The 26,186-nt window shown below is 65.0% G+C and carries 29 protein-coding genes and 1 other RNA gene; 8 read left to right on the top strand and 22 right to left on the bottom strand.

All coding sequences use genetic code 11. The annotated features are described in order from the left end of the window. Positions 1–8: 8 nt before the first annotated feature. The 9 genes from QY049_RS29125 to QY049_RS29085 all read right to left on the bottom strand — a co-directional run bounded on the left by QY049_RS29125 (position 9) and on the right by QY049_RS29085 (position 7,487). Positions 9–518, bottom strand: coding sequence for an Lrp/AsnC family transcriptional regulator (locus tag QY049_RS29125; protein ID WP_194465827.1), 510 nt, complete (start codon positions 516–518; stop codon positions 9–11). A 97-nt stretch (positions 519–615) separates the two neighbouring features. Then, complete coding sequence (locus QY049_RS29120) at positions 616–1,539, bottom strand: sugar kinase (protein WP_258767115.1); 924 nt, start codon at positions 1,537–1,539, stop codon at positions 616–618. Positions 1,540–1,544: 5 nt separating this feature from the next. Next, the gene (gene nudC / locus QY049_RS29115) at positions 1,545–2,483 is read right to left on the bottom strand and encodes an NAD(+) diphosphatase (RefSeq protein WP_194479280.1); all 939 of its coding nucleotides are present in this window, start codon (positions 2,481–2,483) and stop codon (positions 1,545–1,547) included. A gap of 11 nt (positions 2,484–2,494) precedes the next feature. Continuing rightward, complete coding sequence (locus tag QY049_RS29110; RefSeq protein ID WP_301270356.1) at positions 2,495–2,914, bottom strand: HIT domain-containing protein; 420 nt, start codon at positions 2,912–2,914, stop codon at positions 2,495–2,497. Between the two features lie 184 nt (positions 2,915–3,098). Further along, positions 3,099–4,226: a muconate cycloisomerase family protein gene (locus tag QY049_RS29105; RefSeq protein ID WP_258764836.1), complete on the bottom strand. Its 1,128-nt coding sequence runs from the start codon at positions 4,224–4,226 to the stop codon at positions 3,099–3,101. Next, the gene (locus QY049_RS29100; protein WP_258764837.1) at positions 4,223–4,978 is read right to left on the bottom strand and encodes an SDR family NAD(P)-dependent oxidoreductase; all 756 of its coding nucleotides are present in this window, start codon (positions 4,976–4,978) and stop codon (positions 4,223–4,225) included. Before QY049_RS29100 ends, QY049_RS29105 begins: the two co-directional genes overlap by 4 nt. Then, positions 4,978–5,784 carry an amino acid ABC transporter ATP-binding protein gene (locus QY049_RS29095; protein ID WP_258764838.1) on the bottom strand — a complete coding sequence of 269 codons (807 nt, stop codon included), beginning with the start codon at positions 5,782–5,784 and terminating at the stop codon, positions 4,978–4,980. Before QY049_RS29095 ends, QY049_RS29100 begins: the two co-directional genes overlap by 1 nt. Continuing rightward, positions 5,781–6,443: an amino acid ABC transporter permease gene (locus QY049_RS29090; protein ID WP_194479285.1), complete on the bottom strand. Its 663-nt coding sequence runs from the start codon at positions 6,441–6,443 to the stop codon at positions 5,781–5,783. Before QY049_RS29090 ends, QY049_RS29095 begins: the two co-directional genes overlap by 4 nt. A gap of 189 nt (positions 6,444–6,632) precedes the next feature. Next, on the bottom strand, positions 6,633–7,487 hold the full coding sequence (locus QY049_RS29085) for a transporter substrate-binding domain-containing protein (protein ID WP_194479286.1): 855 nt from the start codon (positions 7,485–7,487) through the stop codon (positions 6,633–6,635). A gap of 183 nt (positions 7,488–7,670) precedes the next feature. Between QY049_RS29085 and ffs the strand changes: the two genes are divergently transcribed. The 5 genes from ffs to QY049_RS29060 all read left to right on the top strand — a co-directional run bounded on the left by ffs (position 7,671) and on the right by QY049_RS29060 (position 11,122). Beyond that, positions 7,671–7,767: signal recognition particle sRNA small type (ffs, locus tag QY049_RS29080), an RNA gene on the top strand. 94 nt (positions 7,768–7,861) lie between these two features. After that, positions 7,862–9,706, top strand: a complete 1,845-nt coding sequence (locus QY049_RS29075) for a DNA polymerase III subunit gamma/tau (protein ID WP_258764839.1) — start codon at positions 7,862–7,864, stop codon at positions 9,704–9,706. 24 nt (positions 9,707–9,730) lie between these two features. Continuing rightward, entirely contained in the window at positions 9,731–10,051 is a 321-nt protein-coding gene (locus QY049_RS29070; RefSeq protein WP_194479288.1) for a YbaB/EbfC family nucleoid-associated protein, read from the top strand. A 1-nt stretch (position 10,052) separates the two neighbouring features. Then, positions 10,053–10,655, top strand: a complete 603-nt coding sequence (gene recR / locus QY049_RS29065) for a recombination mediator RecR (RefSeq protein WP_027561562.1) — start codon at positions 10,053–10,055, stop codon at positions 10,653–10,655. A gap of 26 nt (positions 10,656–10,681) precedes the next feature. Continuing rightward, positions 10,682–11,122 (top strand): hypothetical protein, encoded by a 441-nt coding sequence (locus QY049_RS29060; RefSeq protein WP_258764844.1) that lies wholly within the window; start codon positions 10,682–10,684, stop codon positions 11,120–11,122. An 8-nt stretch (positions 11,123–11,130) separates the two neighbouring features. Here QY049_RS29060 and QY049_RS29055 read toward each other — a convergent pair whose 3' ends face one another. The 3 genes from QY049_RS29055 to QY049_RS29045 form a co-directional block, all read right to left on the bottom strand. After that, a complete protein-coding gene (locus tag QY049_RS29055) occupies positions 11,131–12,495 on the bottom strand; it encodes an MFS transporter (protein WP_258764845.1) in 1,365 nt (454 codons plus the stop codon). A 182-nt stretch (positions 12,496–12,677) separates the two neighbouring features. Next, positions 12,678–12,980, bottom strand: a complete 303-nt coding sequence (locus QY049_RS29050) for a GIY-YIG nuclease family protein (RefSeq protein WP_258764846.1) — start codon at positions 12,978–12,980, stop codon at positions 12,678–12,680. Between the two features lie 88 nt (positions 12,981–13,068). Beyond that, complete coding sequence (locus QY049_RS29045) at positions 13,069–14,268, bottom strand: DNA recombination protein RmuC (RefSeq protein ID WP_258764847.1); 1,200 nt, start codon at positions 14,266–14,268, stop codon at positions 13,069–13,071. A 170-nt stretch (positions 14,269–14,438) separates the two neighbouring features. Here QY049_RS29045 and def point away from each other — a divergent pair, with 170 nt between their 5' ends. From def to truA, 3 genes are all read left to right on the top strand, one after another. Next, positions 14,439–14,963, top strand: coding sequence for a peptide deformylase (gene def / locus QY049_RS29040; RefSeq protein ID WP_258764849.1), 525 nt, complete (start codon positions 14,439–14,441; stop codon positions 14,961–14,963). Positions 14,964–15,170: 207 nt separating this feature from the next. Further along, positions 15,171–16,106 carry a methionyl-tRNA formyltransferase gene (gene fmt, locus QY049_RS29035; protein WP_258764850.1) on the top strand — a complete coding sequence of 312 codons (936 nt, stop codon included), beginning with the start codon at positions 15,171–15,173 and terminating at the stop codon, positions 16,104–16,106. Next, positions 16,106–16,843, top strand: coding sequence for a tRNA pseudouridine(38-40) synthase TruA (gene truA / locus QY049_RS29030; RefSeq protein ID WP_258764852.1), 738 nt, complete (start codon positions 16,106–16,108; stop codon positions 16,841–16,843). Before fmt ends, truA begins: the two co-directional genes overlap by 1 nt. A gap of 163 nt (positions 16,844–17,006) precedes the next feature. Here truA and dapE read toward each other — a convergent pair whose 3' ends face one another. From dapE to rnpA, 10 genes are all read right to left on the bottom strand, one after another. Then, on the bottom strand, positions 17,007–18,173 hold the full coding sequence (gene dapE, locus QY049_RS29025) for a succinyl-diaminopimelate desuccinylase (protein ID WP_258764853.1): 1,167 nt from the start codon (positions 18,171–18,173) through the stop codon (positions 17,007–17,009). Then, on the bottom strand, positions 18,170–18,763 hold the full coding sequence (locus tag QY049_RS29020) for a DUF805 domain-containing protein (RefSeq protein ID WP_258764854.1): 594 nt from the start codon (positions 18,761–18,763) through the stop codon (positions 18,170–18,172). Before QY049_RS29020 ends, dapE begins: the two co-directional genes overlap by 4 nt. 137 nt (positions 18,764–18,900) lie before the next feature. After that, entirely contained in the window at positions 18,901–19,746 is an 846-nt protein-coding gene (dapD, locus tag QY049_RS29015; protein WP_258764855.1) for a 2,3,4,5-tetrahydropyridine-2,6-dicarboxylate N-succinyltransferase, read from the bottom strand. A gap of 206 nt (positions 19,747–19,952) precedes the next feature. Continuing rightward, positions 19,953–20,648, bottom strand: coding sequence for a pyrimidine 5'-nucleotidase (locus tag QY049_RS29010; protein ID WP_194479299.1), 696 nt, complete (start codon positions 20,646–20,648; stop codon positions 19,953–19,955). Between the two features lie 14 nt (positions 20,649–20,662). Next, complete coding sequence (locus tag QY049_RS29005) at positions 20,663–21,649, bottom strand: DUF1036 domain-containing protein (RefSeq protein WP_194482583.1); 987 nt, start codon at positions 21,647–21,649, stop codon at positions 20,663–20,665. Positions 21,650–21,801: 152 nt separating this feature from the next. Next, the gene (argB, locus tag QY049_RS29000) at positions 21,802–22,689 is read right to left on the bottom strand and encodes an acetylglutamate kinase (RefSeq protein WP_258764856.1); all 888 of its coding nucleotides are present in this window, start codon (positions 22,687–22,689) and stop codon (positions 21,802–21,804) included. Positions 22,690–22,782: 93 nt separating this feature from the next. Beyond that, positions 22,783–23,142 (bottom strand): DUF423 domain-containing protein, encoded by a 360-nt coding sequence (locus QY049_RS28995; RefSeq protein ID WP_258764857.1) that lies wholly within the window; start codon positions 23,140–23,142, stop codon positions 22,783–22,785. Next, complete coding sequence (gene yihA, locus QY049_RS28990) at positions 23,142–23,795, bottom strand: ribosome biogenesis GTP-binding protein YihA/YsxC (RefSeq protein WP_258764858.1); 654 nt, start codon at positions 23,793–23,795, stop codon at positions 23,142–23,144. The genes QY049_RS28995 and yihA overlap by 1 nt, the downstream gene beginning before the upstream one ends. A 145-nt stretch (positions 23,796–23,940) precedes the next feature. Continuing rightward, complete coding sequence (yidC, locus tag QY049_RS28985; RefSeq protein ID WP_194479303.1) at positions 23,941–25,785, bottom strand: membrane protein insertase YidC; 1,845 nt, start codon at positions 25,783–25,785, stop codon at positions 23,941–23,943. A gap of 16 nt (positions 25,786–25,801) precedes the next feature. Continuing rightward, on the bottom strand, positions 25,802–26,185 hold the full coding sequence (gene rnpA, locus QY049_RS28980; protein WP_194479304.1) for a ribonuclease P protein component: 384 nt from the start codon (positions 26,183–26,185) through the stop codon (positions 25,802–25,804). Position 26,186: the final 1 nt, after the last annotated feature.

Below are 26,186 nucleotides of genomic sequence, written 5' to 3'. Positions count from 1 at the left end.
GTGAAAAGCTACGCCGCGACCACGGCCGGAATCGGCAGCGCCGTGACCGACTTGATCTTCTCCATCGCGAAGCGCGACGTGACGTTCTTCAACGGCACGGCGGCGATCAGCTTCTTGTAGAAGACATCATAGGCCTGCATGTCCGCGACCACGACGCGCAGCATGTAATCGACATCGCCGGCCATGCGGTAGAACTCCATCACCTCGGGCATGGCGCTGACCGCTTCGGCGAATTTCTTGAGCCAGGCGTCGGAATGGTCCGAGCTCTCCACCGACACGAACACGGAGATGCCGAGCCCGATCTTGTTCTGGTCGACCAGCGCGACCCGCTTCAGGATCACGCCGTCGGCCTCCAGGCGCTGGATGCGCTTCCAGCAGGGGGTCGAGGACAGCCCGACGCGGTCGCCGATTTCGGCGACGGACAGGGAGGCGTCCTCCTGGAGGACCATCAGGATCTTGCGGTCGATGGCGTCGAGGCGGCGGCTGGTCTCGGGGATCTGGACAGCGGCGTCGGTCATTTGAAGAACTTTGTTCCAATATGATGGTTGATTTCCCTATTATAGAGGAAAATCTTCTATCGCAAGCCCGGAATCTCGACCTGCTCTCGGAATGGTTCTAACGCCTGTCGCGTAAAAAACCTTCCACTTCAATGCGTTGAGGCGCCGCCGGACCGCCGCCATGGCGGGTGCATTTCAGGGCTGCGGCGGCCGCGCCGAATCGCAGCGCCTCCCGCACCCCGCCGCCCTCGGCGAGCCGAAGCGTGAAGGCGCCGTGGAAGACGTCGCCGGCTCCGAGCGTATCGACGGCCTCCACCGGAAAGGCCGGCGTTTCTTCCAGCGCGCCCACCTCGCTCAGCCAGATCGTGCCACGCGGGCCGCGCGTGGCGGCGAGGAAGGCGGGCGTCAGCCCGGCCAGTCGTTTCAACGCCTCGCCCTCGTCGGCAATGCCGGTCGTCTCCTGCACCTGCTCGCTGGAAAACAGCAGATGCGAGGCGGCCGTGAGCAGGCCGTCGGTCAGCGCCATCGCACGGTCGACGCCGACGATCACGGGAATGCCGCGCCGGCGCGCCTCAGCGCAGAGATCGATACAGAAGGCGCCGCAGCGGCTCTCGACGAGAACAGCCTGACAATCGGCGAGCAGTTCGTCGGCGTCTGACAGCTTCACGGTCCACAGCGCGGGATCGCGGTAGATCGTCAGCGTGCGTTCGCCTGTTGCGTCGATGATGATCGCGGAGACGGGCGTGGCCGCGCCCGGAAGGCGCACGATATGCGCCGTCTCAATCCCCTCGGCAGCCATCTGGTCGAGAATGAAGCCGCTCGACGTCTCCCGCGCGTCGCCCATCGGCCCAGCAAACGCAATGCGTCCGCCGAGCCGCGCCATCGCGATCGCGGCATTGAGCGCATTGCCGCCGCAGATCTCCGCGAGATGCGTGGCGTTCGCCTTGCTGCCGCGCTCCGGCACGGAATCGACGCGAAAGGTGAGGTCGCGGACGGGAATGCCGATGCAGACGATGCGCGGCGCGATCTCGGATGGCGCCATCACTCTCAGCTCTTGTCGTGCACCCAGCGGCCGAGCAGGTGATGCGCGATGGCGAAGGGATGCGGCCCGGCAAGCCCGTCAGGATGAGTCCGCTTCAGCATCAGCGCCGCCTCCTCGCGCGTGAACCAGCGGGCGTCCTCGAGCTCGGAGTGATCGACGACGACGTCCTCGTTCAGCGCCCGCGCGCTGCAACCGATCATCAGCGACGAAGGGTAGGGCCAGGGCTGCGTCATGTAGTACTGCACGTCGGTGCAGCGAATGCCCGACTCTTCGAGGATCTCGCGGCGCACCGCGTCCTCGATGGTCTCGGCGGCCTCGACGAAGCCGGCGAGGCAGGAATACATGCCCGGCGGAAACTGCTTCTGGCGGCCGAGCAGGCACTTGTCGCCTGATGCCACCAGCATGATCACGACGGGGTCGGTGCGCGGAAAATGTTCTGCCTTGCAGGCCGGGCAGTCGCGCTTCCAGCCACCTTCCTTCATCGCGCTGCGTGTGCCGCAATTGGCGCAATAGCCGTGGCGCTGGTGCCAGCCGACCATCGACTTTGCCATCGCGATGGCCGACAGCTCCTCGGGCGGGATCGCGCCCTGCATTGCCATGCCGCGCAGCTCGGTGACGGTGTAGTCCTCGCGGCCAACAAGCTTTTCGGCCGCCGCCTGGGCGAGGCCCATGCCGAAGATTGCCGCGCCGTCGCGCAGGCCCAGAAAGATCGTGCCGGGATTGGCGCCGCATTTCAGCGCTTCGTCGATCGAGAGCAGGGCACGCGTCTTGTCGCCCTCGCGCTTCACCAGCAGCGAGTCGCGGTAGACGACATAGGCGCGCGAGGAGGACTTCTGCTCCAGCGCGAACAGTTTTTCGTCGTCGCGGCGCAGATGCGCGGCGCGATCGAGGACGTTGGTAACGAAGGCCGGCTGCCCCAGCGGAAACGAGTCGAATGCTGACATTTCTTGTTCTTTCAACCCAACCAGATTTTTCGGCGAAGCGCGCTGAGGAAATTCTGCACCTCGGCGGCGTCGTGCGGCAAGGGCGGCATCACGCCCCAAACCGGCCGCGGCCAGGCGGCGTCACTGGTGCGGCGCGCGATGATGTGAACGTGAAGCTGCGGCACGAGGTTGCCGAGCGCCGCGACATTGAGCTTGTCGCATCTGGTGATCTCCTTCAGCGCGCGCGAGACGCGGGAGATCTCCGTCATCAATTGTGCCTGCTGGACCTCGTCGAGGTCGATGATCTCGACCGCATCGGCGCGCCGCGGCACCAGCAGCAGCCAGGGATAATGCGCGTCCTTGATGACCAGCACCTTCGACAGCGGCAGATCGCCGATGTCGATGGTGTCTTCTTTCAGGCGGGAGTGCAGCGACCAGGCGGGCTCGGGCATATGCGTTTCCGGATTGCCCGGTGGTGGCGGGCTCGTTTGGTCGGACCATACGATACGGAGTTGGCCAGGGGAAGGTTAGGGCTCCGCTCCAGCTGCATACACGGTCGTCGTTCTGGACAAACGCAGCGAAGCGGAGCGCAGTGGATTCCGGACTCGCGCTGCGCGCGCCCCGGAATGACAGGAATTACCCCTCCGCCAGCACCCGCGCATTGGTGCGGACCGAGGCCTCGCTGACGCGAATGCCGAGGCCGGGGCCGTCGGGCACGACAACGTGACCATCGTGGTTGCGAACGCGCTCCTCGAGCACGTCCTCGGTCAGCACGTGATGCGGCATATAGAACTCGCAGCCGAGCGAGATGCCTGGCGTTGCCGCAATCAGCTGTGTGCCGGCGGCCAGCCCAATGCCGCCCTCCCACAGCGTGCCGCCGTAGCCGGGCAGGCCGGCGGTGTCGGCGATCGACATGATCGCCTGCGCCTCGAACAGGCCGCCGGCCTTCATCAGCTTGATCGAGACGGCGTCGGCCGCCTCGCGCCGCACCACCTCCATCATGTCGCGACGGTCGAAACAGCTTTCGTCGGCGAGCACGGGCGTTTCCAGCGCAGTGGCAAGCTGCGCCATCACGTCGAGAAATTTCCGCGGCACGGGCTGCTCGATGAAGGTCGGCGCAAACGCCTCGACATCACGCAGGATCCTGATGGCGCCGAACGGCGCCAGCGCCTGGTTGTAGTCGACCCGCAGATCGACCTTGTCGCCGAATTCCTTGCGGATCGCTGCGAGATGGTCGAGATCCTCGCGATGTGGCTTCACGCCGGTCTTGACCTTGTAGATGAGATTGCCTTCGGGAACCATTTTTCGCATGCGCTCGAGATCGGCTGCGAAATCGGGATCGGCGATCGAGAACGACAGCGGGATCGTGTCCCGCACGCGGCCGCCCAGCAGGTCGGCGACCGACAAGCCGGACGCCTTGCCGACGATGTCGAGCAGCGCCATTTCGATTGCAACCTTCGCTTCCGCGTGGCCGACCAGCGCGCGGTCGAGCTCGGCCATCAGCGCGCGGATGCGGCGCACGGATTTGCCGAGCAGGATCGGCCGCAGATAAATATCGAGCGCGGAGAACGCGGCTTCAGCCGTTCCCGTGAACACCTCCCACGGCGCCGCTTCGCCCCAACCGATCACGCCGTCGCTCGACGTCAGCTCGATCAGCACGCGCTTGACCGTGCCCTTGACGTTGCCGACGCCCTGCAGGCGCGCCATCTTGATCGGGCTCTCGATCAGGAACAGGCGAAGACGTTCGATGGTCGCTTCGGTCATGTCAGGCCTCCATTGACGTGCCAGACCTGGCCGGTGACGTAGGATGTTTTCGGGGACGCCAGGAAGGCGATGATCTCGGCGACTTCCTCCGGCCGACCGCGGCGGCGCATCGGGATCAGCGCTTCGGTCGCGGCGATCTGCTCGGGCGACAGCCGGCTCTCGCTGGGCTTGTCCTTGATGATCAGGCCGGGCGCAACCGCGTTGACGGTGATGCCGTCCCTGGCGAGTTCGACGGCGGTCAACCGTACCAGCGCTTCGAGCGCGGCACGGCTGGCGGCGGTGGCGGCGAAGGGCGCGAATTCCGGCCGGATCGCATGCGCGACAAAGGACGATACCGCGACGATCCGCGCGTCCTGCCCAGCGCGCAGCAGCGGCAGTGCGGCCTCGACCATCCGCGTGAAGGCCAGCGCCGATTCATCCATCGCCCGGCGGAATTGATCCGCCGGCGTACCGATCGCGCTGCCGCGTCGGGCGTGGCCGCCGACCAAAATCAATCCGTCGAGCCGACCGAAGGCGCGTTGGGTCGCGGCGATGGCCTCGGAGACAGCGACTTCCTCGGCGAGATCGCCGAGGCATTTGACGACGACGGCGCCTTTGGCTTCGGCCTCGGTCGCGGTGGCATCGAGACCTTCTGCGTTCGAGCGCGTGTGGAGCAGAAGCGCGACGCCAGGCGACGCGAGCAGTTTTGCGGTGGCGCGGCCGATGCCGCTGGCGGCACCGGTGACGAGATAGACGCGGTTGATCTCGGGCATCACGGTGTTGCGTTCGCCGGGGGCAGTGCGCCGGTGCGGTGGAAATGGCTGAGGAAGGCGCGCGTCGCGGCTTCCTGCGGGTTGTCGATCACCTGCCGCGCCGGGCCCTCCTCGACGACGACACCGTCGCGCATGAAGATGAGGCGGTCGGCGACCTCGCGGGCAAAGGCGATCTCGTGGGTCACGATCACCATGGTCATGCCCTCGGAGGCCAGTTGCTGGATCACGTTCAGCACCTCGCCGACGAGCTCGGGATCGAGTGCCGAGGTCGCCTCGTCAAACAGCATGACATCCGGCTCCATCGCCAGCGCGCGTGCGATCGCGACGCGCTGCTTCTGGCCGCCGGAGAGCGTCGCCGGATATTGGTCGGCCTTCTCGGCGAGCCCGACCTTGGCGAGCTGAGCCCGTGCGAGCTTTTCAGCGTCGGCCTTGGCCATGCGTCGCACCGTGACCGGCCCCTCCATCACGTTCTGCAGCGTCGTCATGTGCGGGAACAGATTGAAGTGCTGGAACACCATGCCGGTGGTGGCGCGGAATTTTGCCAGTGTCTTCACGTCCGGGAGCTTTGAGCCTTCGCCGAATGCAAAGCGTGTGTCGCCGACGCGGACGCTGCCGCCGTCCGGGACGACCAGCAGATTGATGCAGCGAAGCAAGGTCGATTTGCCGGAGCCGGATGGCCCGATCAGCGCGACAACGCCGCCCTTGGCGACGTCGAGATTGATGTTCTTCAAAACCTCGTTGCTGCCAAAGCTCTTGCGCAGGCCACGGATCTCGATTTTTGAAATGGTCTTGGATAGGTCGCTCATTCGCCAACCGCCAGTCGCTTCTCGCCGCGGCGGACGATGATGGTGAGCGGGATCAGGATCGCCGCATAGGCGACCGCAACCGCAGTGTAGGTTTCCAGCGGCCGGTAGCTGTCGTGGGCTGCGACCTGGCTCTGATAGACCAGATCAGGCACTGCCAGAACCGAGACCAGCGAGGTGTTCTTGAACTGGATGATCGACTGGTTCATCAGCGCCGGGATCATGCGCTTGATCGCCTGTGGCAGGACGATCCGTCGCATGCTCTGGCCCGGCGTCATGCCGAGCGCCGCGCCGGCTTCCGACTGGCCCTTGTCGATCGAGATGATGCCGCCACGGATGATCTCGGAATAGAACGAGCCGCCATAGAGCGAGAGCGCCAGCGCGGACGCCGTAATCGGCGTCATCTCGACGCCGGCCAGGATCGGCAGCGCGTAGTAGAACCAGATCAGCTGCACCAGGATCGGCGTGCAGCGGAACGCCTCGATGAAGGTGAGTGCGAGGAGCCGCACCGGCTTGAAGCGCGACAGGCTGCCGAAGGCGCCGAACAGGCCGAACACGAGCCCGAGCGCGACGATGACCACGGTGAAGCCGACGGTGACGCCGAGGCCGTCGAGAAAGAGCCAGCGATAGCCCCAGAGAATGCCGAAGTCCCACTGATACATGCGTTTTTTCTTCCTTCACCTCTCCCACTTGCGGGAGAGGTCGCATCGCATCGAAGATGCGATGCGGGTGAGGGCTCTTTCCTCTGGGGGAGTCTCTCTGCAGGAGACACCCGCTCCACTCCCTCTCCCGCAAGCGGGAGAGGGAGTGGAGCGGCGTACGCAGATTTAGACTGCCCCAAGTTCGATGCCTTACAACGAAACGCCCGGCGGAATGTCCGCTTCGGTCACGCCCACCAGCTCCATGTTGGTGATGATGGCGTTGCGGATGAAGCCGAGGCCCTTGTTGAAGTCGATCCAGGTGTTGACGTAGTCGCGCCAGGTCTTGTCGTTCTCGCGGCGGAAGCCGGCATTCGACGTCGTCGCGAAGATCGGCGTCGGCAGCACGAACTGGCCGAGCGAGGGGTTCTTCTTCAGCACGGTCAGCGACAGCATGGTGATCAGGCACTGCGCGTCGACGCGGCCGGTCTGCAGCGCGGCGGTGGCATCGTCCGCGGTCTTCAGCCGCGAGATCTGCGCCTTCGGCGTCAGGCGGCTGACGACCTGGTCGTGCGAGGAGCCCTGGTCGACCGCGATCTTGATGTCGGGCGAGTTCAGCTCGGCCCAGCTCTTCGGCTTGAAGTCCTTCTTGCAGAGGATGCCGAAGGCGTTGTTGAAGACAGGCACGGAGAAGTCGATCACTAGCGCGCGCTTCGGGGTCGGGTTCAGGCCGAAGAAGATATCGATCTTGTTGGACTGGAGATCGAGCACCGAATTGCCCCAGGTGGTCTCGGTGATCTCGAGTTCGGCTTCCATGTCGTCGGCAAGGGCCTTGGCGATGTCGATGTAGAAGCCCTTCCACTGGCCGCTGGAGAGATCCTTCATGTAGTAGGGCGCGCCTCCGCCGACTGCGCCGATCCGCATCTTCTTGGTGCGGCGGATGCGGGCGAAGGTCGATTCGTTGGGATCGGCGGCCTGGGCCACGGCCGGCGAGGCCAGCGCGCCTGCGGTCACGGCGCCGATGGCGCCAAGTCCGACAATCGATGCAACATCACGACGTGTAACCATTGGGATCAATCGCTCTTCTGGTTGGACGGAGTTCCGGCAGCGTTCTTAGCAAGGTGGTCCCAGCAGCGAAAGCACAGCCTATCGGCTGGGCAGACCCGAAATTGCCTGGATGCTGGGCAAGATCGAGCAGTTCGCGCCGATACCCGCTTGCTTTCCCGTTTCTTTGGCCCCAAATAGGGACCGGGAGATTGGCGGTGGACGAGCCACTCGCCAACCGGGTCAGGTCCGGAAGGAAGCAGCCCTAACGAGGTCCGGATCGGGTCGCTCGTCAGTCTCCTACCTGTTTTTTCGAGCGAATTGCGCCGGCGGGGCTCCCGCCAGCGCGCTCCTTTCCGCAAAAGCCGGCCGAGAGACATTTCATTGCGGATCGACCGATGACCGACGCTGGCGCCCCTCCGAACCCCGATAGCGCCGGCCAGGCTGGCAACGCGCCCTACCGGGTGCTGGCACGCAAATACCGCCCTTCAAGCTTTGACGACCTGATCGGCCAGGAGGCCGTGGTCCGCACCGTTTCCAATGCGTTCGAGACCGGGCGGATTCCGCAGGCCTGGATCCTCACCGGCGTCCGCGGCGTCGGCAAGACCACCACCGCGCGCATCCTGGCCCGTGCGCTCAACTACGAGATGCCGGACGGCTCGGTGAAGGGCCCGACCATCCACATGCCGACGCTGGGCGTGCATTGCCAGGCGATCATGGAAAGCCGGCACATGGACGTGCTGGAGATGGACGCGGCCTCGCACACCGGCGTCGACGACGTCCGCCAGATCAACGACAGCGTGCGCTACGCGCCTGCCAGCGCCCGCTACAAGGTCTACATCATCGACGAAGTCCACATGCTGTCGACGGCGGCGTTCAACGCCTTCCTGAAGACGCTGGAGGAACCGCCGGAGCATGCCAAATTCGTGTTCGCGACGACCGAGATCCGCAAGGTTCCGGTGACGGTGCTGTCGCGCTGCCAGCGCTTCGACCTGCGCCGTGTCGAGGCCGACGTGCTGATGCAGCACCTCGCCAACATCGCCGCGAAGGAAAGCGTCGAGATCGAGCCCGAGGCGCTCGGCATCATCGCGCGCGCCGCGGAAGGCTCGGTACGCGACTCGCTGTCGCTGCTCGACCAGGCCATCGCGCATGCGGCAGGTCAGGTGAAGGCCGACGCCGTCAGGCAAATGCTGGGCCTTGCCGACCGTACTCGCGTCATCGACCTGTTCGACTCGCTCGCGCGCGGCGACATCGCGAGCGCCTTCAAGGAATTCCGCGACCAGTACGATGTCGGCGCCGATCCGATCGTCGTGCTCTCCGATCTCGCCGAGTTCGTCAATTTCGTTACCCGCGTGAAGATCGTGCCGGCCACCGCCGACAACGTCGCCTATGGCGAGACCGAGCGCGTCCGCGCCAAGGATTTCGCCTCGAAGATCTCGATGCGCGTGCTGTCGCGGATGTGGCAGATGCTGCTCAAGGGCATCACCGAGGTGCAGGCCGCGACGCGTCCTGCCGCTGCCGCCGAGATGGTGCTGGTGCGCATCGCCTATGTCGCCGACCTGCCGACGCCGGACGAAGCGATCCGGATGCTGGAGCAGAACGGCGGCGGCTCGACGGTCGTGGGTAGCGGCGGGAGTGCTGCGCGCAGTGGCGCGCCGGCAGCGCCGACGGCCTCCGCGGCGCCGGTCGTGTCTGCTGCGCCGGTTCGCATGCCGACCCCATCGCCATCGGCGTTCGGCGGCGGAGTCCGGCCGCAGATGGCTGCGCCCGCGCCGGATCCGCAAGGCGCCGCACCCCAGCTGCGCATCACCAGCTTCACCCAGCTCGTTGCGCTTGCCAGCCAGAAGCGCGACGTCATGACCAAGGCCGCGCTGGAAGGGGACATGCGCCTCGTCCGTTTCGAGGAGGGCCGTCTCGAAATCGCGCTCGAGCCGAACGCCTCGAAGACGATGATCACCGAGCTCGCGCGAAAATTCGAGATGTGGACCGGCCGGCGCTGGACCGTGATCGTCTCGAACGAGACGGGCCAGCCGACGCTGCGCTCGATGAACCAGGCGGCGAAGCAGGAACATGCACGTTCGGCGGAAGCCGATCCGCGCGTGCAGGAAGTGCTGTCGCGCTTCCCCGGTGCGAAGGTCGTCGAGGTCCGCAGGCTTGCCCCCGAGACGCCGGAATCCAATATTAACGCCGACTATGGCTCTGACGATCCGCCCGATGGTTCCGACGCCGACGACGATCTCTGAGCCACTTTCCAAGGACGAGCACCCATGGCTGATTTTCTCGGCATGATGAAGCAGGCGGCGCAGCTGCAATCCAAGATGCAGGAGATGCAGGAGCAGCTCGGCAACGTGGAGGTCGAGGGCATTTCCGGCGGCGGTCTCGTCGCCGTGCGCATGACCGCGAAGATGGACGTCAAGGGCATCAAGATCGACCCCTCGCTGATGAAGGCTGAAGAGCGCGAGGTGCTGGAAGATCTGCTCGTCACCGCGCTCAGCGATGCCCGCCGCAAGGCGGAGACCGCGATGCAGGAGAAGATGCAGTCGCTCACCGGCGGGCTCGGCCTGCCGCCGGGGCTGTTCGGCCAGTAAGATGGGTGCGGTTGCAGGTCCCGAAATCGAGCGGCTTGTCCAGCTTCTCGCGCGGCTGCCGGGCCTCGGCCCGCGCTCTGCGCGGCGCGCGGCGCTACACCTGATCAAGAAGCGCGAAGCGCTGATGATGCCGCTGTCATCAGCCTTGCAGGTCGCGCTGGACAAGGTCCAGGTCTGCAAGACCTGCGGCAACATCGACACGCAAAATCCCTGCACCGTCTGCACCGACCCGAAGCGCGATCCCGCGATCATCGTCGTCGTCGCCGACGTCGCCGATCTCTGGGCGCTGGAGCGGGCCAATGCGACGCAAGGCCGCTACCATGTGCTGGGCGCGACCCTGTCGCCGCTCGACGGCGTCGGCCCGCAGGACCTCACCATCGACGCACTGGTGGCGCGGGCGCATGCGGCCGAGGTGCACGAGATCATTCTTGCGCTGAATGCGACGGTCGACGGCCAGACTACGGCGCATTACATCACCGACCTGCTTCAGGACGCCAACGTGAAAGTAACCCGGCTGGCCCATGGTGTGCCCGTCGGCGGCGAGCTTGATTATCTCGACGAGGGCACGTTATCGGCCGCCATGCGGCAGCGGACCCTGTTCTAGCCATCCAGAGTTACGGAACGGACGACATGACGAAACTTTTCGCCACACGCTTCGCCTTGGTCGCGACGATGCTGCTGTTGGCGGCACCGGCCATTGCCGCACAGCAGGAAGACGACGGGGCTCCGCCGCCGTCGAAGCCCGGCAAGCCGATCAGCGCCGGCGAGGTGCTCTCGGGCGAGCTGAACGCCATGAAGGTTCGCGACGTCAAGAACGCGGGCAAGCGGATCGCGATGTACCAGATCACCTCCGAGCCGCGCCGCCTGCCGGCACCGAACGGGCTGTGCGATCTCGAGACCGGGCCTGAGACCTTCCAGCTCGTCACCTCCAGCAACGCGCAGGCTTCGCAGCTGAAATCCTTCGTCGGCAAGGAAATCTCGGTCAAGGTGGACGAGGTCGCCTGCGCCAGCGACCCCGGCCAGATGAGCGAGGCCGTGGTCACGAAGTGGAGTTTGGTGAAGAAGCAGTAGGGGCGGCCCTAAACCCTCACCGGCCCCAACGCCTCGAAATGCCCGCGCTTCTGCAGCCAGGTCAGCAGCACCAGGCTCGGAATCGCCACCAGCACGCAGATCACGAAGAACAGCGGCCAGCCGGTGCTGTCAGCGACGAAGCCGGCGCCCGACGACAGATACGTCCGCCCCACCGCCGCGAGCGCGGTGAGCAGCGCGTATTGCGTCGCCGTGTGCAGCGGGTTCTGGCACAGAGCCGAGAGATAGGCGACGAAGATCACGGTGCCGATGGCGCTGGTGAAATTCTCCGCGGAGATGGCGAGCGCCAGCGCCCATTGATTGGTGCCGAGCACGGCAAGCCAGGAGAAGGTGAGGTTGGCCAGCGCCTGCACCACGCCGCCGATCCAGAGCGAATTTGCCAGCGAATAACGCCGCGCAACGAAGCCGCCGGCAAAGCCGCCGATCAGCGTCGCAGCGAGGCCGACGCCCTTGACGATCGCCGCATAATCGTTGCGGGTGAAGCCGAGGTCGATCACGAACGGCGCGGTCATGGTGCCGGAGAACGCGTCGGTGAACTTGAACAGCACGACGAAGGCGAGGGCTGCGATCGCGTCCTTGCGCGACAGGAATTCGGAGAACGCGCCGATCGCCGCGTGCAGCACGCGCGTGAACGCGGTCTCTTCATGCGTTGCCGCTTCGGCCCGTACCGATTGCTCGGGCTCGGTCGCAAGCAGCGCCGTGATCGTTCCGATCAGCACCATCGCCGCCATCACCACATAGCCCCACATCCAGGCCGATGAGCGCGTGATGCCGGTGCTCTCGAAGCCGGAGACGATGAACAACGCACCCGCGGTCGAGACCAGCATGCCGATGCGATAGGCCGCGACGTAAGCTGCCATGCCGGCGGCCTGCTCGCTCTCGGGCAGGCTCTCGACGCGGAAGGCGTCGACCACGATGTCCTGGGTCGAGGATGTCGTCGCCACCAGCAGTGCGCCGAGCGCGACGTAGAACGGCGAACTCGCGGGATCTGTCATCGCCAGCAGCAGGATCGAAACGATCAGCAGCAGCTGCGAGAACAGCAGCCAGCCCCGCCGGCGGCCGAAGGCATGGGTGAACAGCGGCACATGCAGCGCATCCACCAGCGGCGCCCACAGGAACTTCAGCGTGTAGGGCGTGCCGACCAGCGCAAACAGCCCGATGGTCTTGAGATCGACGCCTGCCTCGCGCATCCACACCAGCAGCGTCGAGCCCGACAGCGCCAGCGGCAGTCCCGAGGAGAAGCCGAGGAACAGCACGATCAGCACCCGCGGCTGCAGGTACACGGCCAGGCTGTCGCGCCATGAGGTCGCAGGAGTGTCGGAGCCGGCGGGGGAGGTGGCGTCGGGTGCGGTCATGGGGAGGTGTTAGCAGATTCTGGGGGAAAAGACTCTGGTGACGCCAGTGAGACGGAAAGTCGTTGACGCATCCTCAATGTCATCGTCCGCGAAGGCGGACGATCCAGTAATCACCAGCGTCTCGATTCAATCACAATTGCCGCAGCGTACTGGATACCCCGCCTTCGCGGGGTATGACAGCGTCATGGTGGCCCGGCTATCGCGGGATAAAGGTCGTCCCAATTCGGGTTGTCTTTCTCGATCAATCGGACCTTCCAGGCCCTATTCCACTTCTTCAGCCGCTTCTCGCGTTTGATCGCATTCTCGGGATCGTCGAACTGTTCGAAATAGACAAGCATTGCCACGTCATATTTCTCTGTGAAGCTCTCAATTAGTTTGGATTTGTGTTGCGCCACTCGGCGGATCAGATCGTTCGTCACGCCAATATAGAGCGTGCCGCCGATCTTACTGGCGAGAATGTAAACGTAATAATGGCGTCCGCCCATCTGCTTTCTCTGGGATACTGGGTCGCCCGGTCAAGCCGGGCGACGACACCGAGAGTGAGGCGGTAGCGTACCGGATCGGTAAAAAGAATCACTCCCCCGCCTGCAGCTTCCTTGGAAACAGCTCCGGCGCTCCCGACACCAGCCGCGGGCCCTCAGCCGGCGCGTCCGTCTTGCTGAAATCCAGCTCCTCGATTCGGCCCGCCCGCTTCTCGATCTTGTCGGCGGAGATCAGGATCTGGCGGACATCCTCGTTCGCGTCGGCGAAATGTTTCTGCAGCTTCAGCACGCGGTCGCGCAGGCGGCCGAGGTCGTCGCCGAGCTTGATAACCTCGGTCTGGATCTGGTCGGCGGCATCGCGCATGCGCGCGTCCTTCATGATCTGCTGCATCACCTGGATCGCGAGCATCAGCAGCGAGGGCGACACCAGCACGACGCGGGCGCGGTAGGCCTTCTGGATCACGTCGTCGAAACCGTCATGGATCTCGGCGTAGACCGATTCCGACGGCACGAACATCAGCGCCATCTCCTGGGTCTCGCCGGTGACGAGGTATTTTTCGGCGATGTCGCTGACATGCTTCATCACGTCGCCGCGCAGCCGCTGCGTGGCGAGGCGCTTCTCCTCGTCGGTGCGGGCATCGTGCAGCGCGGTCATCGCCTCCAGCGGAAATTTCGCGTCGATGCAGAGCGGGCGCTGGTCGGGCAGGAACACGACGCAATCGGGGCGCTTGCCGGTCGAGAGTGTGAACTGGAATTCGTAAGAGCCCTTCGGCAGGCCGTCCTGGACGATCGCCTCCATCCGCGCCTGGCCGAAGGCGCCGCGCGACTGCTTGTTGGCAAGCACGTCGCGCAAGGTCGTGACCTGCGTGGTGAGGTCGGTGAGGTTCTTGTGCGCGCTGTCGATGATGCCGAGCCGCTCGTGCAGGGCGCGCAGGCTCTCCATGGTGTTGCGGGTCGAGTGCTCCATGGACTGGCCGACCCGATGGGTCACCGAATCCAGCCGCTCGTTGACAGCACGGGCCATCTCGGCCTGGCGGCCGGCCAGAGTCTGGGTCATGGCGTCAACCCGGCCGGAGGCCTCAGCTTGAGCGTGCAGCACCTGGGCGAGTCGCTCTTCGAGCTCGTCGGCCCGGATGGCGTGCGCCATCGCCAGTTCCGCGCCGCGTCGCCCGGACCTGGCGATCACGACCGCAATCACCACCAGCAGGATGAGGACGAGGGCGCCGAAGCCGATCAGCCCATCGATGGTGCGCACCGGCCAGTCGCTGAGCATGAAAATGATCTCGTTCATGCCAGCCCTTCTAGCCGATTCGCGCCCCCAAGCGAACGAAGAGGGAACGATGGGGCTAACGGCCCCCTCATTTTTATGGTTAACCAAGGGTGAAGTTTTATGGTTAGCGGAGGGTTAACGCGTTCCCCGCCGCATTGACCGCCTGTCGCGCGCGGCTTAAATCGCCCGCCATGGCCCTCAGAGAAATCATCATCCTGCCCGACAAGCAGCTGCGTCTGGTCTCCAAGCCGATCGAGAAGGTCACGCCGGAGATCCGCAAGCTTGCCGACGACATGTTCGAGACCATGTACGACGCGCCCGGCATTGGCCTTGCTGCGATCCAGATCGCGCAGCCGCTGCGGCTGATCACCATGGATCTCGCCAAGCCCAACCCGGACGGCGAGACCAAGCCGGAGCCGCGCGTCTTCATCAATCCGGAGATCGTCGCGTCTTCCGAGGAGCTGTCGGTCTACGAGGAAGGCTGCCTGTCGATCCCCGAATATTACGAGGAGGTCGAGCGGCCTGCGAAGGTGCGCGTGCGCTTCACCGATCTCGACGGCAAGCTGCACGAAGAGGACGCCGAAGGCCTCTACGCCACCTGCATCCAACACGAGATCGACCATCTCAACGGCGTGCTGTTCGTCGACTATCTGTCGAAGCTGAAGCGCGACCGCGTGATCAAGAAGTTCGAGAAAGCCGCCAAGCGCGCGGAGTGAGTCTTTGTAAGCACCGGCGTTGCCGCACGCTCCCCCTGCGCTCCCTCCCCCCTTGTGGGGGAGGGCCGGGGAGAGAGGGGTAGCCCCGGCGGTAGTCCCAACGGTGCGAAGAACTAATCGGCGCTTGAATCGAAAGACCGCGCCGTGTGGCACCCCCCTCCCTAACCCTCCCCCACAAGGGGGGAGGGAACGCATCGAGTTCTTGTCATGCCCCTCCGTCTGATCTTCATGGGCACGCCCGATTTCTCCGTGCCGACGCTGCTCGAACTCGTCGCGCATGGGCACGAGATCGTGGCTGTCTATACGCGTGCGCCGAAGCCCGGGGGACGGCGTGGGCTGCAGATGCAGCCGACCCCGGTCGAGGAAGCCGCGCGAAAGCTCGGCGTGCCCGTGCTGACGCCGAAGACGTTGAAGACACCGGAAGCGCTCGACGAGTTCAGCGCCTTTGAGGCCGATGCCGCCGTCGTCGTTGCCTACGGAATGATCCTGCCGCAGGCGATCCTCGATGCGCCAAAGCTCGGCTGCTACAATTTGCACGCCTCGCTGCTGCCGCGCTGGCGCGGTGCGGCGCCCATCAACCGCGCGATCATGGCCGGCGATGCCGAGAGCGGCGTCATGGTGATGAAGATGGACGTCGGCCTGGACACTGGCGACGTGGCCATGGCCGAGCGTCTGGCCATCACCGACAACATGACCGCGGTCGATCTGCACGATCGTCTCTCCCGCCTCGGCGCCGATCTGATGGTGCGTGCGATGGCGGCACTCGATCGCGGCGGGCTGCAGCTGAAGAAGCAGAGCGAGGACGGCGTCACCTATGCTGCCAAGATCGACAAGGCCGAGGCGCGGATCGACTGGAGCAAGCCCGCGCACGCGGTGCTGCGCCACATCCACGGCCTGTCGCCGTTTCCCGGCGCCTGGACCGAGCTCTCGGGCGTCAGCGAAAACGCGCGCATAAAAATCTTGCGCTGCGAGCTCGCCAAGGGCTCCGGTGCACCGGGCGCGGTGCTCGACGCCAAGCTCACCATCGCTTGTGGCGAGGGCGCGATCCGTATTCTCGAGCTGCAGCGCGAGGGCAAGGCGCGAATGCTGGCCAAGGATTTCTTGCGCGGCGTGAAGCTCGAGCCGCCGATGCGGCTCGCCTGATGCCCCGCTACAAGCTCACCATCGAATATGACGGTGCGCCGTTCTTCGGCTGGCAGGTGCAGGACACGCTGCCGTCGGTGCAGGGCGCGCTGCAAGCAGCCGTGAAGTCGATGACCGGCGTCGATCTGCGGGTGCATGGTGCTGGCCGCACCGATGCCGGCGTGCATGCGCGCGGCCAGGTCGCGCATGTCGATGTCGAGAAGCAGTTTCCGCCGGGGCGCTTTCGCGACGGCCTCAACGCGCATCTGCGCCCGCATCCGGTGGCGGTGCTCGAAGCGGAGATCGTCCCTGATACGTTCGAGGCGCGCTTCTCGGCCGTGAAGCGCCACTATCGCTACCGCGTCGTCAACACCCGCGCCAATCTCGCGCTCGACGTCGGCCACGCCTGGCGCGTGCCGCGTCGGCTCGATGCCGATGCAATGCATGCGGCAGCCCAACGCCTGCTCGGCAAGCACGATTTCACCACCTTCCGCGACACCGAGTGCCAGGCGAAATCGCCGGAGAAGACGCTCGACCAGCTCGACGTGCTGCGCGACGGCCGCGAGATCATGATCGTAACCTCAGCGCGCTCGTTCCTGCACAGCCAGGTGCGCTCGATGGTGGGCTCGCTGGTCTGGGTCGGCGAAGGCCGCTGGACCGCCGACGATCTCTCCGCGGCGCTGGAGGCGCGCAATCGCGCAGCCTGCGGAATCGTCGCGCCGCCGGAGGGGCTGTATCTGATGAGGGTGGATTATTGAAGCGGGCGTGAGGCGCGCCGTTGCCTCATCATCGGTGTCATGCCCCGGCTTGTCCGGGGCATCCAGTACGCCGCGGCCCATCCGTGAATCACGACTGCCTCGGAGTACTGGATCGCCCGGTCAAGCCGGGCGATGACAGCGGAGCACGGAGCGAGAGCAGCACCTACCCGAAATACCGCGTCAGTATCCCGCGATAGACCTTCGTCAGCTTCTCCAGGTCCACCACCGGCACGCGCTCGTCGACCTGGTGCATGGTCTGGCCGACCAGGCCGAACTCGATCACCGGGCAGTAGCTCGAGATGAAGCGCGCGTCCGACGTGCCGCCCGAGGTCGACAGCTCCGGCTTGCGGCCCGTTACCTCTTCGATCGCGGACACCGCGAGGTCGGTGAACGGACCGGGCTTGGTCACGAACACGTTGGAGTTCGAGGGTTCCCAGACGATGCGGGCCTTGATGCGGTTGCCGCAGGCTTTTGCGAGGCGCGTCTCGACCAACTCGCGCAGAGATGCCTGCGTATGGTTGTCGTTGTAGCGGATGTTGAACCTGGCGCGGGCCTCGCCGGGGATGACGTTGAAGGCCTTGTTGCCGACGTCGACGGAGACGAATTCGAGATTCGAGGCCTGGAACTGCGCGCTGCCATGGTCGAGCGGCTCGTCGGAGATGGCAACGATCAACCGCGAGATATCCGGCACCGGGTTGGCGGCGCGATGCGGATAGGCGACGTGGCCCTGCACGCCGTCGACATGGAGCGTGCCCGATTGCGACCCGCGCCGGCCGACCTTGATGGTGTCGCCGAGCGTCTCGACATTGGAGGGCTCGCCCAGCACGCAATGATCGAACTTTTCGCCGCGCTCGGCGGCCCATTTCAGCAGCTTGATGGTGCCGTTGATCGACACGTCTTCCTCATCGCCGGTGATCAGGAACGAGATCGAACCTTTGCCGTCGGCGCGCGGCTTACCGTCATTGGTGGCGAGATGCTCGAGCACTGCGGCGACCGAGCAGGCGATGCCGCCCTTCATGTCGACTGCGCCGCGGCCATGCAGGAAGCCGTCCTTCACCTCGCCGGAGAACGCGCCGACGCTCCAGGCGCTCTCGTCGCCGGGCGGCACCACGTCGGTATGACCGGCAAAGGTGATGTGCGGGCCTTCGGTGCCGATCCGCGCATAGAGATTGTCGACGTCGGCGGTGCCGTCCTCGCTGAAGGTCACGCGGTGGCAGGTGAAGCCGGCTGCGTTCAGGGCTTTTTCAAGAACGCCCAGCGCACCGGCGTCTTCAGGAGTTACCGAGGGGCAGCGGATGAGGTCGCGGGCAATGGAGAGAGCATCGGTCATGCTTCCGGCTTAACACGCCATTGCGGCGGCGGGCCAGCCTTCTGCGCGGACATTTCGAGCTCACGCTGCTGATCCCAACCCGGCTTACCTGCGGGCGAGACGTAGAGCGGGTCGGCGCCGAAGCGGTTGGTCTTTCTCGAGCCGCGGAAGAACAGCAGCTCAATCCCGCCCCAGGTCGCAAGCACGAATGAGATCAGGGCCAGCATGAAGCCGGCGTAGTCGTTGCCGATCCGGTCCACGAACTGGTTGATGAGCCCGGGGAGGACGAAAAAGGGCAGCGCCCACCAGGCGCTCTTGTCGCGGTCATGCAACCGCTTGATGGACGTTGCGGCGAACACCCACGCGAACAGAGGTGTGCCGATCAGCTTGGCCAGGGCCAGCGGAAGGTCGGCGCGCGACAGCCTGCGATAGGTGTCCGGATCGACGGCCTTGAAGATGTCGTTGACCGAAAAACCGAACGAGCGGGCGCCGAATGCCAGCACGATCGCGGCCATGAAGATCATCCAGCAGACGATGATGAGCCCGGCCAGCCAATATTTGGCGCGGTTGATGCGGCCGTCGAAGCGGAAGAGATACCAGGTCCAGTCCATGCGAAAGGCTCCGGGCGGTGATGCCGTCCAGAGATTGGTCGCGATGGAGGGGGAGGGGGTTCGATGAGGCTATCCGTCCCGTCACTCCCGCGCAAAGACTTCGCCGTTGCGCGGGAATTGACGGTGAGGGATCGAGCTCAATCCCGCAGCAGCTCGTTGATGCTGGTCTTCGAGCGCGTGCGCTCGTCGACGCGCTTGACGATCACGGCGCAGGCGGTGCTCGGGCCGATCTGGCCGTTCTTCATCGGCTTGCCGGGCAGCGCGCCGGGCACCACCACCGAATACTCGGGCACCTCGCCCATGAAGACTTCGCCGGTCTCGCGGTCGACGATCTTGGTCGAGGCGCCCAGGAACACGCCCATCGCCAGCACCGCGCCCTTGCGCACGATGACGCCCTCGGCGACCTCGCTGCGCGCCCCGATGAAGCAATCGTCCTCGATGATCACGGGCTCGGCCTGCAGCGGCTCGAGCACGCCGCCGATGCCGGCGCCACCGGAGATGTGCACGCGCTTGCCGATCTGGGCGCAGGAGCCGACGGTGGCCCAGGTGTCGACCATGGTGCTCTCATCGACGTAAGCACCGAGATTGACGAAGGACGGCATCAGCACGACGTTCCTGGCGATGAAGGCCGAGCGGCGCACAACCGCGCCCGGCACGGCGCGGAAACCGGCGTCGCGAAAACGGTTTGGGCCCCAGCCCTCGAACTTCGAGGGCACCTTGTCCCACCAGTTCGCCTGGCCCGGGCCGCCGGGAATGACGTCCATGTCGTTGAGGCGGAAGGACAGCAGCACGGCCTTCTTCAGCCACTGGTTGACCTTCCACTTGCCGTCGGCCCCGCGCTCGGCAACGCGCGCCTCGCCCTTGTCCAGGATCTCCAGCGACCGGTTCACGGCGTCGCGGACCTCGCCCTTGGTCGAGGTCGAGATGCCGTCGCGCGCGTCGAAGGCGCTGTTGATGGTGGATTCAAGGGCGGACAGGGACATCGGGTTTTCCTCTTTAAATCGGGGTATTTTGATGGATTCGGGCGCTTTTTCGGGATTTGGGCCTGGAGAGTCAAGCTTGGTTCGCCGTCATCACCCGCCTTGCGCGCTATTACGCGCTGGAGCGGGTGATCCGCTACGCCGCCGCGGTCGTGATGAAATCGAGATGACGATGATTACTCGATAGCCGCCTTCGCGGCGTACGACGGCTATTTGGGGTGGGACAGCCCGGCCAAGAACCCCGCCAGATCATCCGTGACGTGGTCGACATGGGCCGCATCGCGGCCCTCGAGTTCCCAATCCTCGCGCACCACTTCCTTGGTGCCGTCAGGCACCACCAGCACGGTGGTCATGCCGAGTTCATGCGGGACTGTGAGGTTGCGGGCGAGGTCTTCGAACATGGCTGATCTGGTCGGGTCCACCGCATGCAGTCCGAGAAATTTCTGATAGGTCTGCGCCGCCGGCTTGGGCTCGAACTCGGCGGCGATGATGTCGAACACGCCGTCGAAATGCGAGCCGAGGCCGAGCCGCGCCAGCACCGCATCAACATGGTCGACCGAGCCGTTGGTCAGGATCAGCTTGCGCCCCGGGAGTTTTGCAATGGCCGCACCGAGCGCCGGATTCGGCTCCAGCGGCGAATGGTCGATCTTGTGCACGTAAGCGAGATAGTCGTCGGCACGCACGCCATGCAAGGTCATCATCCCGCGCATGGTGGTGCCGAAGCGCTGGTAATAGTCCTTCTGGATCCTGCGCGCTTCTTCCGGGCCAACCTGCAGCCAGTTGCACACGAACTCGCCGATCCGGGCATCGACTTGCTGCCACAGATTGACGTGATGCGGATAGAGCGTGTTGTCGAGGTCGAATACCCAGGTGTCGATATGGCCGAAGGCGCGGGGGGATTTCATCACAACTCTCTCAATCACGGCATCGCAAACCGCAGCGTCTTGCCGCCGCTCGACATATCCACCGCGCCAAAACCCGTCGCCGAGAATCCGCGCGCGCCGCAATCGGCTTGCTCGTTCGTCTCGAACTTGGTTTCGCGGGTGCAGAGCTGCCTGTCGCCGCCCCAATTGAGCGGCTTGTCCTTCAGCTTGATGGCGCGGTTGTCGCTATCTACGGCTTCCGCGAAGCTGAAGATCTGCTTCGGCTGGCCGGCGACGTCGGGATGCAGGCACGTCTTGGGATCGATGCGGTACCAGCCGCGGCTGGTGACGGACTTGCCGTCGTCGGTCGCGACCGCCGCCATCACCTTGTGCGGCGTATCGTTGCACCAGGTCAGTCCGCTGGGGGACGGCGTCTGCGCCGCTTCGACCATGGTCTTGAAGAAGTTTGGCGAGCCGACCACGTCGGACGACAGCCCGCGGCTCTTCAGGAAGGCGGCGAGCGCACCTTGCGTCTTCGGTCCGTCGACGCCGTCGATCGCACCGATGTCGTAGCCTGCGATCACCAGCAGCCGCTGGATTCCGGCGAGCCGCGCCTGCTCGTCGTCATATTCGGAGTCCTCGGCGAGATAGGCGACGAGATTGCCGTCGTCGCCCTGCGTCGGCGTGATCTGGGTGAAGGGGGCCTGGGTCTGGCCGCTGCGGCATTGGCGTGCGGCGGCGATGACGAAATTGTCCTGCGCCACGCACAGCATGTCGCTGCCGTTCTGAGGGATCGGGGAAGCGCCATAGACGCCGAGCGCGCGCGCGTTGAGCAGGATGCGGTCGGCGCTCAGCGTGCCCTGAACCACCACGCGGCAGGTGGCGGGATCGATCCTGAACCAGCCGCGCGTCGCGGTCGCCGCCTTGTCGTCGATGCCGATCGCGGCCTCGACCACGTAGGACATGCGGTTGCAGATCTTCAGGTCGGCGAAGGCCGGCGCGGAGGAAAAGAACAACGAGACGGCGGCGGCCGGCAGCGTCATCAGGAAGCGGGTGAGTGTGGAGCGGTGCGGTCGCTGAACTCTCTGCTCGTCATGGCCGGGCTTGACCCGGGCATCCACGCCTGTGCCGCGCGAAAGATCGTGGATGGCCGGGTCAAGCCCGGCCATGACGGCGTCTCTCGTCTTCTCGTCTCTCACTTGTGGATCAGCGTTCCCGTGCCCTGGTTGGTGAAGAGCTCGAGCAGCACCGCGTGCTGCATCTTGCCGTCGATGATGACGACGCCCTCGACGCCCTGTTCGAGTGCGTAGATGCAGGTCTCGACCTTCGGGATCATGCCGCCGGAAATGGTGCCGTCGGCAATCAGCTTGCGCGCGTCCTTCACCGAGATCTGCGGGATCAGCTTCTTCGACTTGTCGAGCACGCCGGGCACGTCGGTGAGCAGCAACAGGCGCTTGGCCTTCAGCGCGCCGGCAACCGCACCTGCAAATGTGTCGGCGTTGACGTTCAGCGTCTGGCCGTCCTTCGAGGTCGCCAGCGGCGCCAGCACCGGAATGAGCTCGTAGCCGATCAGCTGGTTGAGTAGCGTGAGGTCGACCTTTTCGGGGTCGCCGACGAAGCCGAGATCGATTGCCTTCTCGATGTTCGAATCCGGATCGATGATGGTGCGCGTCGTCTTCGACGCCTTCACCATGTTGCCGTCCTTGCCGGAGAGGCCGACGGCCTTGCCGCCGGCTTCGTTGATGTAACCGACGATCTGCTTGTTGACCGAGCCGGCCAGCACCATCTCGACGATCTCGATGGTCGCGGCATCCGTGATGCGCAGGCCGGCTGCGAATTCCGAGACGATGCCGAGGCGCTTGAGCATGGTCGCGATCTGCGGCCCGCCGCCGTGCACGACCACCGGGTTGATCGCGGTCTGCTCGAGCAGCACGATGTCGCGGGCAAAATTCTTCGCGGTCTCCTCGTCGCCCATGGCATGGCCGCCATATTTGATGACGATGGTTTCTTCGTCGTACTGCTGCATGTGCGGCAGCGCTTCGGACAGGATGCGGGCCTGGTCGAGCGGGGAGATTTCGGTCATGAGGCGGATCTCGCTGGCGGGACTAACGCGGCCAGCGTTCTATCTGATTGGCGGGCGAGGCGCAAAGTGTGGCTGGCATGCCGCCGCTACGGATCAGCGCGCAGGCACCACGGCCGCCAGCGTCACCGCGAGCCAGCTCAGGATCATCGTCGTCCCGCCTGACGGCGCGGCAAACGGAAACAGCGAATGGCCGGCATATTGCCGCAAGGTGAGGTCGCCCGCGAACAGCGCGGCGCCGATCACGAAGCCGAATGCCGCAATGAGGCCAATTCCGCCGTGCAGAAGGCCGCGCGCGAGCAACGCGACCACCGCCAATATGGCGGTTGCGTGAAACAGCAGCATGGAGCTGGCGGAGGCAAGCCGGCTGGCATCGGTGCCGTGGGCTGCAGCTGCGGCCAGCGCGACGCCGGTGGCGCCCATCAAGCCGGCCAGCGCAATCAGCAGGCGCGCCATCACGTGCTCCGCTCTTCCAGCAGCCTGGCCATGGCCGCGCGCAGCTCGGCCATGCCGGTCGACGAGCGCGAGGAGGTCGCGATCACGTTCGGGAACGCGGCCGGATGCTTGGCGAGCGCGGCTTCCGTGTCGGTGATGCAGGACTGCAGCTCGGAGGCCTTCACCTGGTCGGCCTTGGTCAGCACGATCTGGTAGCTGACGGCGGAGCGGTCGAGCGTCTTGAGCACTTCGAGATCGACGTCCTTGAGGCCATGCCGCGCGTCGATCAGCACATAGACGCGCGCGAGCGAGGCGCGGCCCAGCAGGAATGTGTGAATCAGCTCGGTCCACGACGCGACCTGGCTCTTCGGCGCCTTGGCGTAGCCGTAGCCGGGCATGTCGACGAGGCGGAGGTCGGTCTTGCCCGGCACCTCGAAGAAGATCAGTTCCTGCGTGCGTCCCGGCGTGTGCGAGGTGCGCGCCAGCGCGTTGCGGCCGGTCAGGGCGTTGATCAGGCTCGACTTGCCGACATTGGAGCGTCCGGCAAAGGCGATCTCCAGCCCCGCCATCGGCGGCAGCGTCTGGATCGAGGGCGAAGCCCAGATGAACTGCCAGTCGCGCGCGAACAGCTTTCGCCCGGCTTCGATCAGCTTGTCGTCTGACTTATCGGTCATCTGAGAAGTCTATCCTCACGTCATGGCCGGGCCTGGTCCCGGCCATCCACGTCTTCACGGAAGTGGCCTCCAAAACGTGGATGCCCGGGACAAGCCCGGGCATGACGATGTGGAGGCAGTTTTGCCTGGCAGTACCGGACGGCGACTACGTCGCCTTCCTCGCGAACGTCGCCTTGAGATTGTCGAACAACTCCACCTTCACGCCGTTGCGGCGCATGATGAAGCTCTGCTGGAGCACGGAGAGCGTGTTGTTCCAGGCCCAGTAGATCACGAGACCCGCCGGGAAGCCCGCCAGCATGAAGGTGAAGATCAGCGGCATCCAGTTGAAGATGATCTGCTGGGTCGGATCCGGCGGCGTCGGGTTCAGCTTCATCTGGAACCACATCGTGATGCCCATGATGATCGGCCAGATGCCGAGATGCAGATAATGCCCGAACACCGGCAGCGCGGTCGGATCGTAGTTCAACAGCCCGAACAGCGTGAACAGATTGGTCGGATCCGGCGCCGAGAGGTCCTTGATCCAGCCGAAGAACGGCGCGTGCCGCATCTCGATGGTGACGAACAGCACCTTGTACAGCGAGAAGAACACCGGGATCTGGATCACCACGGGAAGACAGCCGGCGACCGGATTGATCTTCTCCTTGCGGTAGATCTCCATCATCTCCTGCTGCTGCTTCACCTTGTCGTCGGGATGGCGCTCCTTCAGCGCCTGAAGCTGCGGCTGGACCGACTTCATCTTCGCCATCGAGGCGTAGGACTTGTTCGCCAGCGGGAAGAACAGCAGCTTCACGATCACGGTCACGAGCAGGATCGAGATGCCGAAATTGCCGAAGAAGCGGTAGAAGAAGTCGAGGCCGAGGAACATCGGCTTGGTGATGAAGTAGAACCAGCCCCAGTCGATCAAGAGATCGAAATGGTTGAGGCCGAGCGCCTTGTTGTAGCCGCCGAGGCCTGCGAACGGGAACACGCCGACGACGCCGGCTTCCTTGGCGCCCGCGAACAGCCGCGCATTTGCGGTCGCGCTGCCGCCGATCGCGACGGTGACGGGGTCGAGCAGATAGTCGGTCTGGTAGGTGTGGACGTTGCCGGTGAGGTTCGAGGAGAACCGCGCCTGAAGCGGCGCATTGGTGTCGGGCAGCAGCGCCGAGGCCCAGTATTTGTCGGTCATGCCGAGCCAGCCATTGGTGGCCTTGAAGCTGACCGACTTGGCTTCGTCGATTTTCTTGTAGGCGTATTCCTGCAAGCCATCGAGATAGCCGATCAGGCCTTCATGCAGGATGTAGTAGCCGGAGACCTGCGGCGTGCCGTGGCGCGAGATCAGCGCGAACGGATAGAGCGTCACCGGCGCGTTGCCGACATTGCTCACGTCGTCCTTGATGCTGAAGAGATAGTGGTCGTCGACCGAGATGGTGCGGCGGAAGGTCAGGCCTTCGCCATTGTCCCACTTCAGCACGACGGGCGTGGTCGGAGTGAGGCTGCCGCTGCCGTCCTGCTGCCAGACGGTCTGGGCATCGGGCATCTTCGACGACACGCCCGTCGCAGCCACCCAGCCGAACTCGGCGTAATAGGGCTCTGCCGTGCCCGACGGCGAATAGAGGATGATCGGCGGCGATTTCGGGTCGACGGTCTCGCGGAATTGCAGCAAAGCTAGGTCGTCGATGCGGCCGCCCTTCAGCGAGATGCTGCCGGCGAGGCGCGGCGTATCGATCTTCACGCGGGGGCCGGCCGCGATCGCGGTGTCGCGGGCAACGACCGGCTGGGCCTGCTGGTTCGCGCCCGGCGCAGTGGTGGGCGTCGTCGTGCCGGCCTGCGGCGTCGTGCCCGGTGTCGCGGTCGCCGTCGGCTGCGGATTGGCCTTCTGGAGCTCGGCCTGCGCCTGCTGCTGGGCCCGCTGCTTCTCCATCGCCGGCACGTTGTAGAAGTACTGCCAGGCGATCAGCACCAGGCCGGACAGAATGACGGCGAGGATGGTATTGCGATTGTCGGTCATCACTGGGGTCTCGTCATCAATCCGGTTTGCGGCTGGCGGTTGGGGCGGGCTTTGGCCCGCGTCCTCCGGCCTGTCCTTGCCGCACGGGCTTCGTGAACGCTATGCGCAGATCGTCGAGCATGGCGGCGAAGTCGCGCGAAAGCGCGTCCCTGCGTCCGACCAGCACGTAATCATGATGGGGTTGCATCGACACCGGATCGAGCCGCTTCACCAATTCGCGAAGCCGGCGCCGGATGCGATTGCGTTCGGGGGCGTTGCCGTTCTTTTTGGTAACGGTGAAGCCGATTCTGACAGGGCCAAAGTCGTCGCGGCGACGGCTTTGCAGGACGAACGCGGGACTGTTGGCCCGCGCGCCATTGGCAACGGCGAGGAAATCCGCTCGCTGCCTCAGCCGATCCATG

This window comes from Bradyrhizobium sp. WYCCWR 13022 (assembly GCF_030435535.1).
GTDB lineage: Bacteria > Pseudomonadota > Alphaproteobacteria > Rhizobiales > Xanthobacteraceae > Bradyrhizobium.
This window is presented reverse-complemented; position numbering and strand designations above follow the sequence as displayed.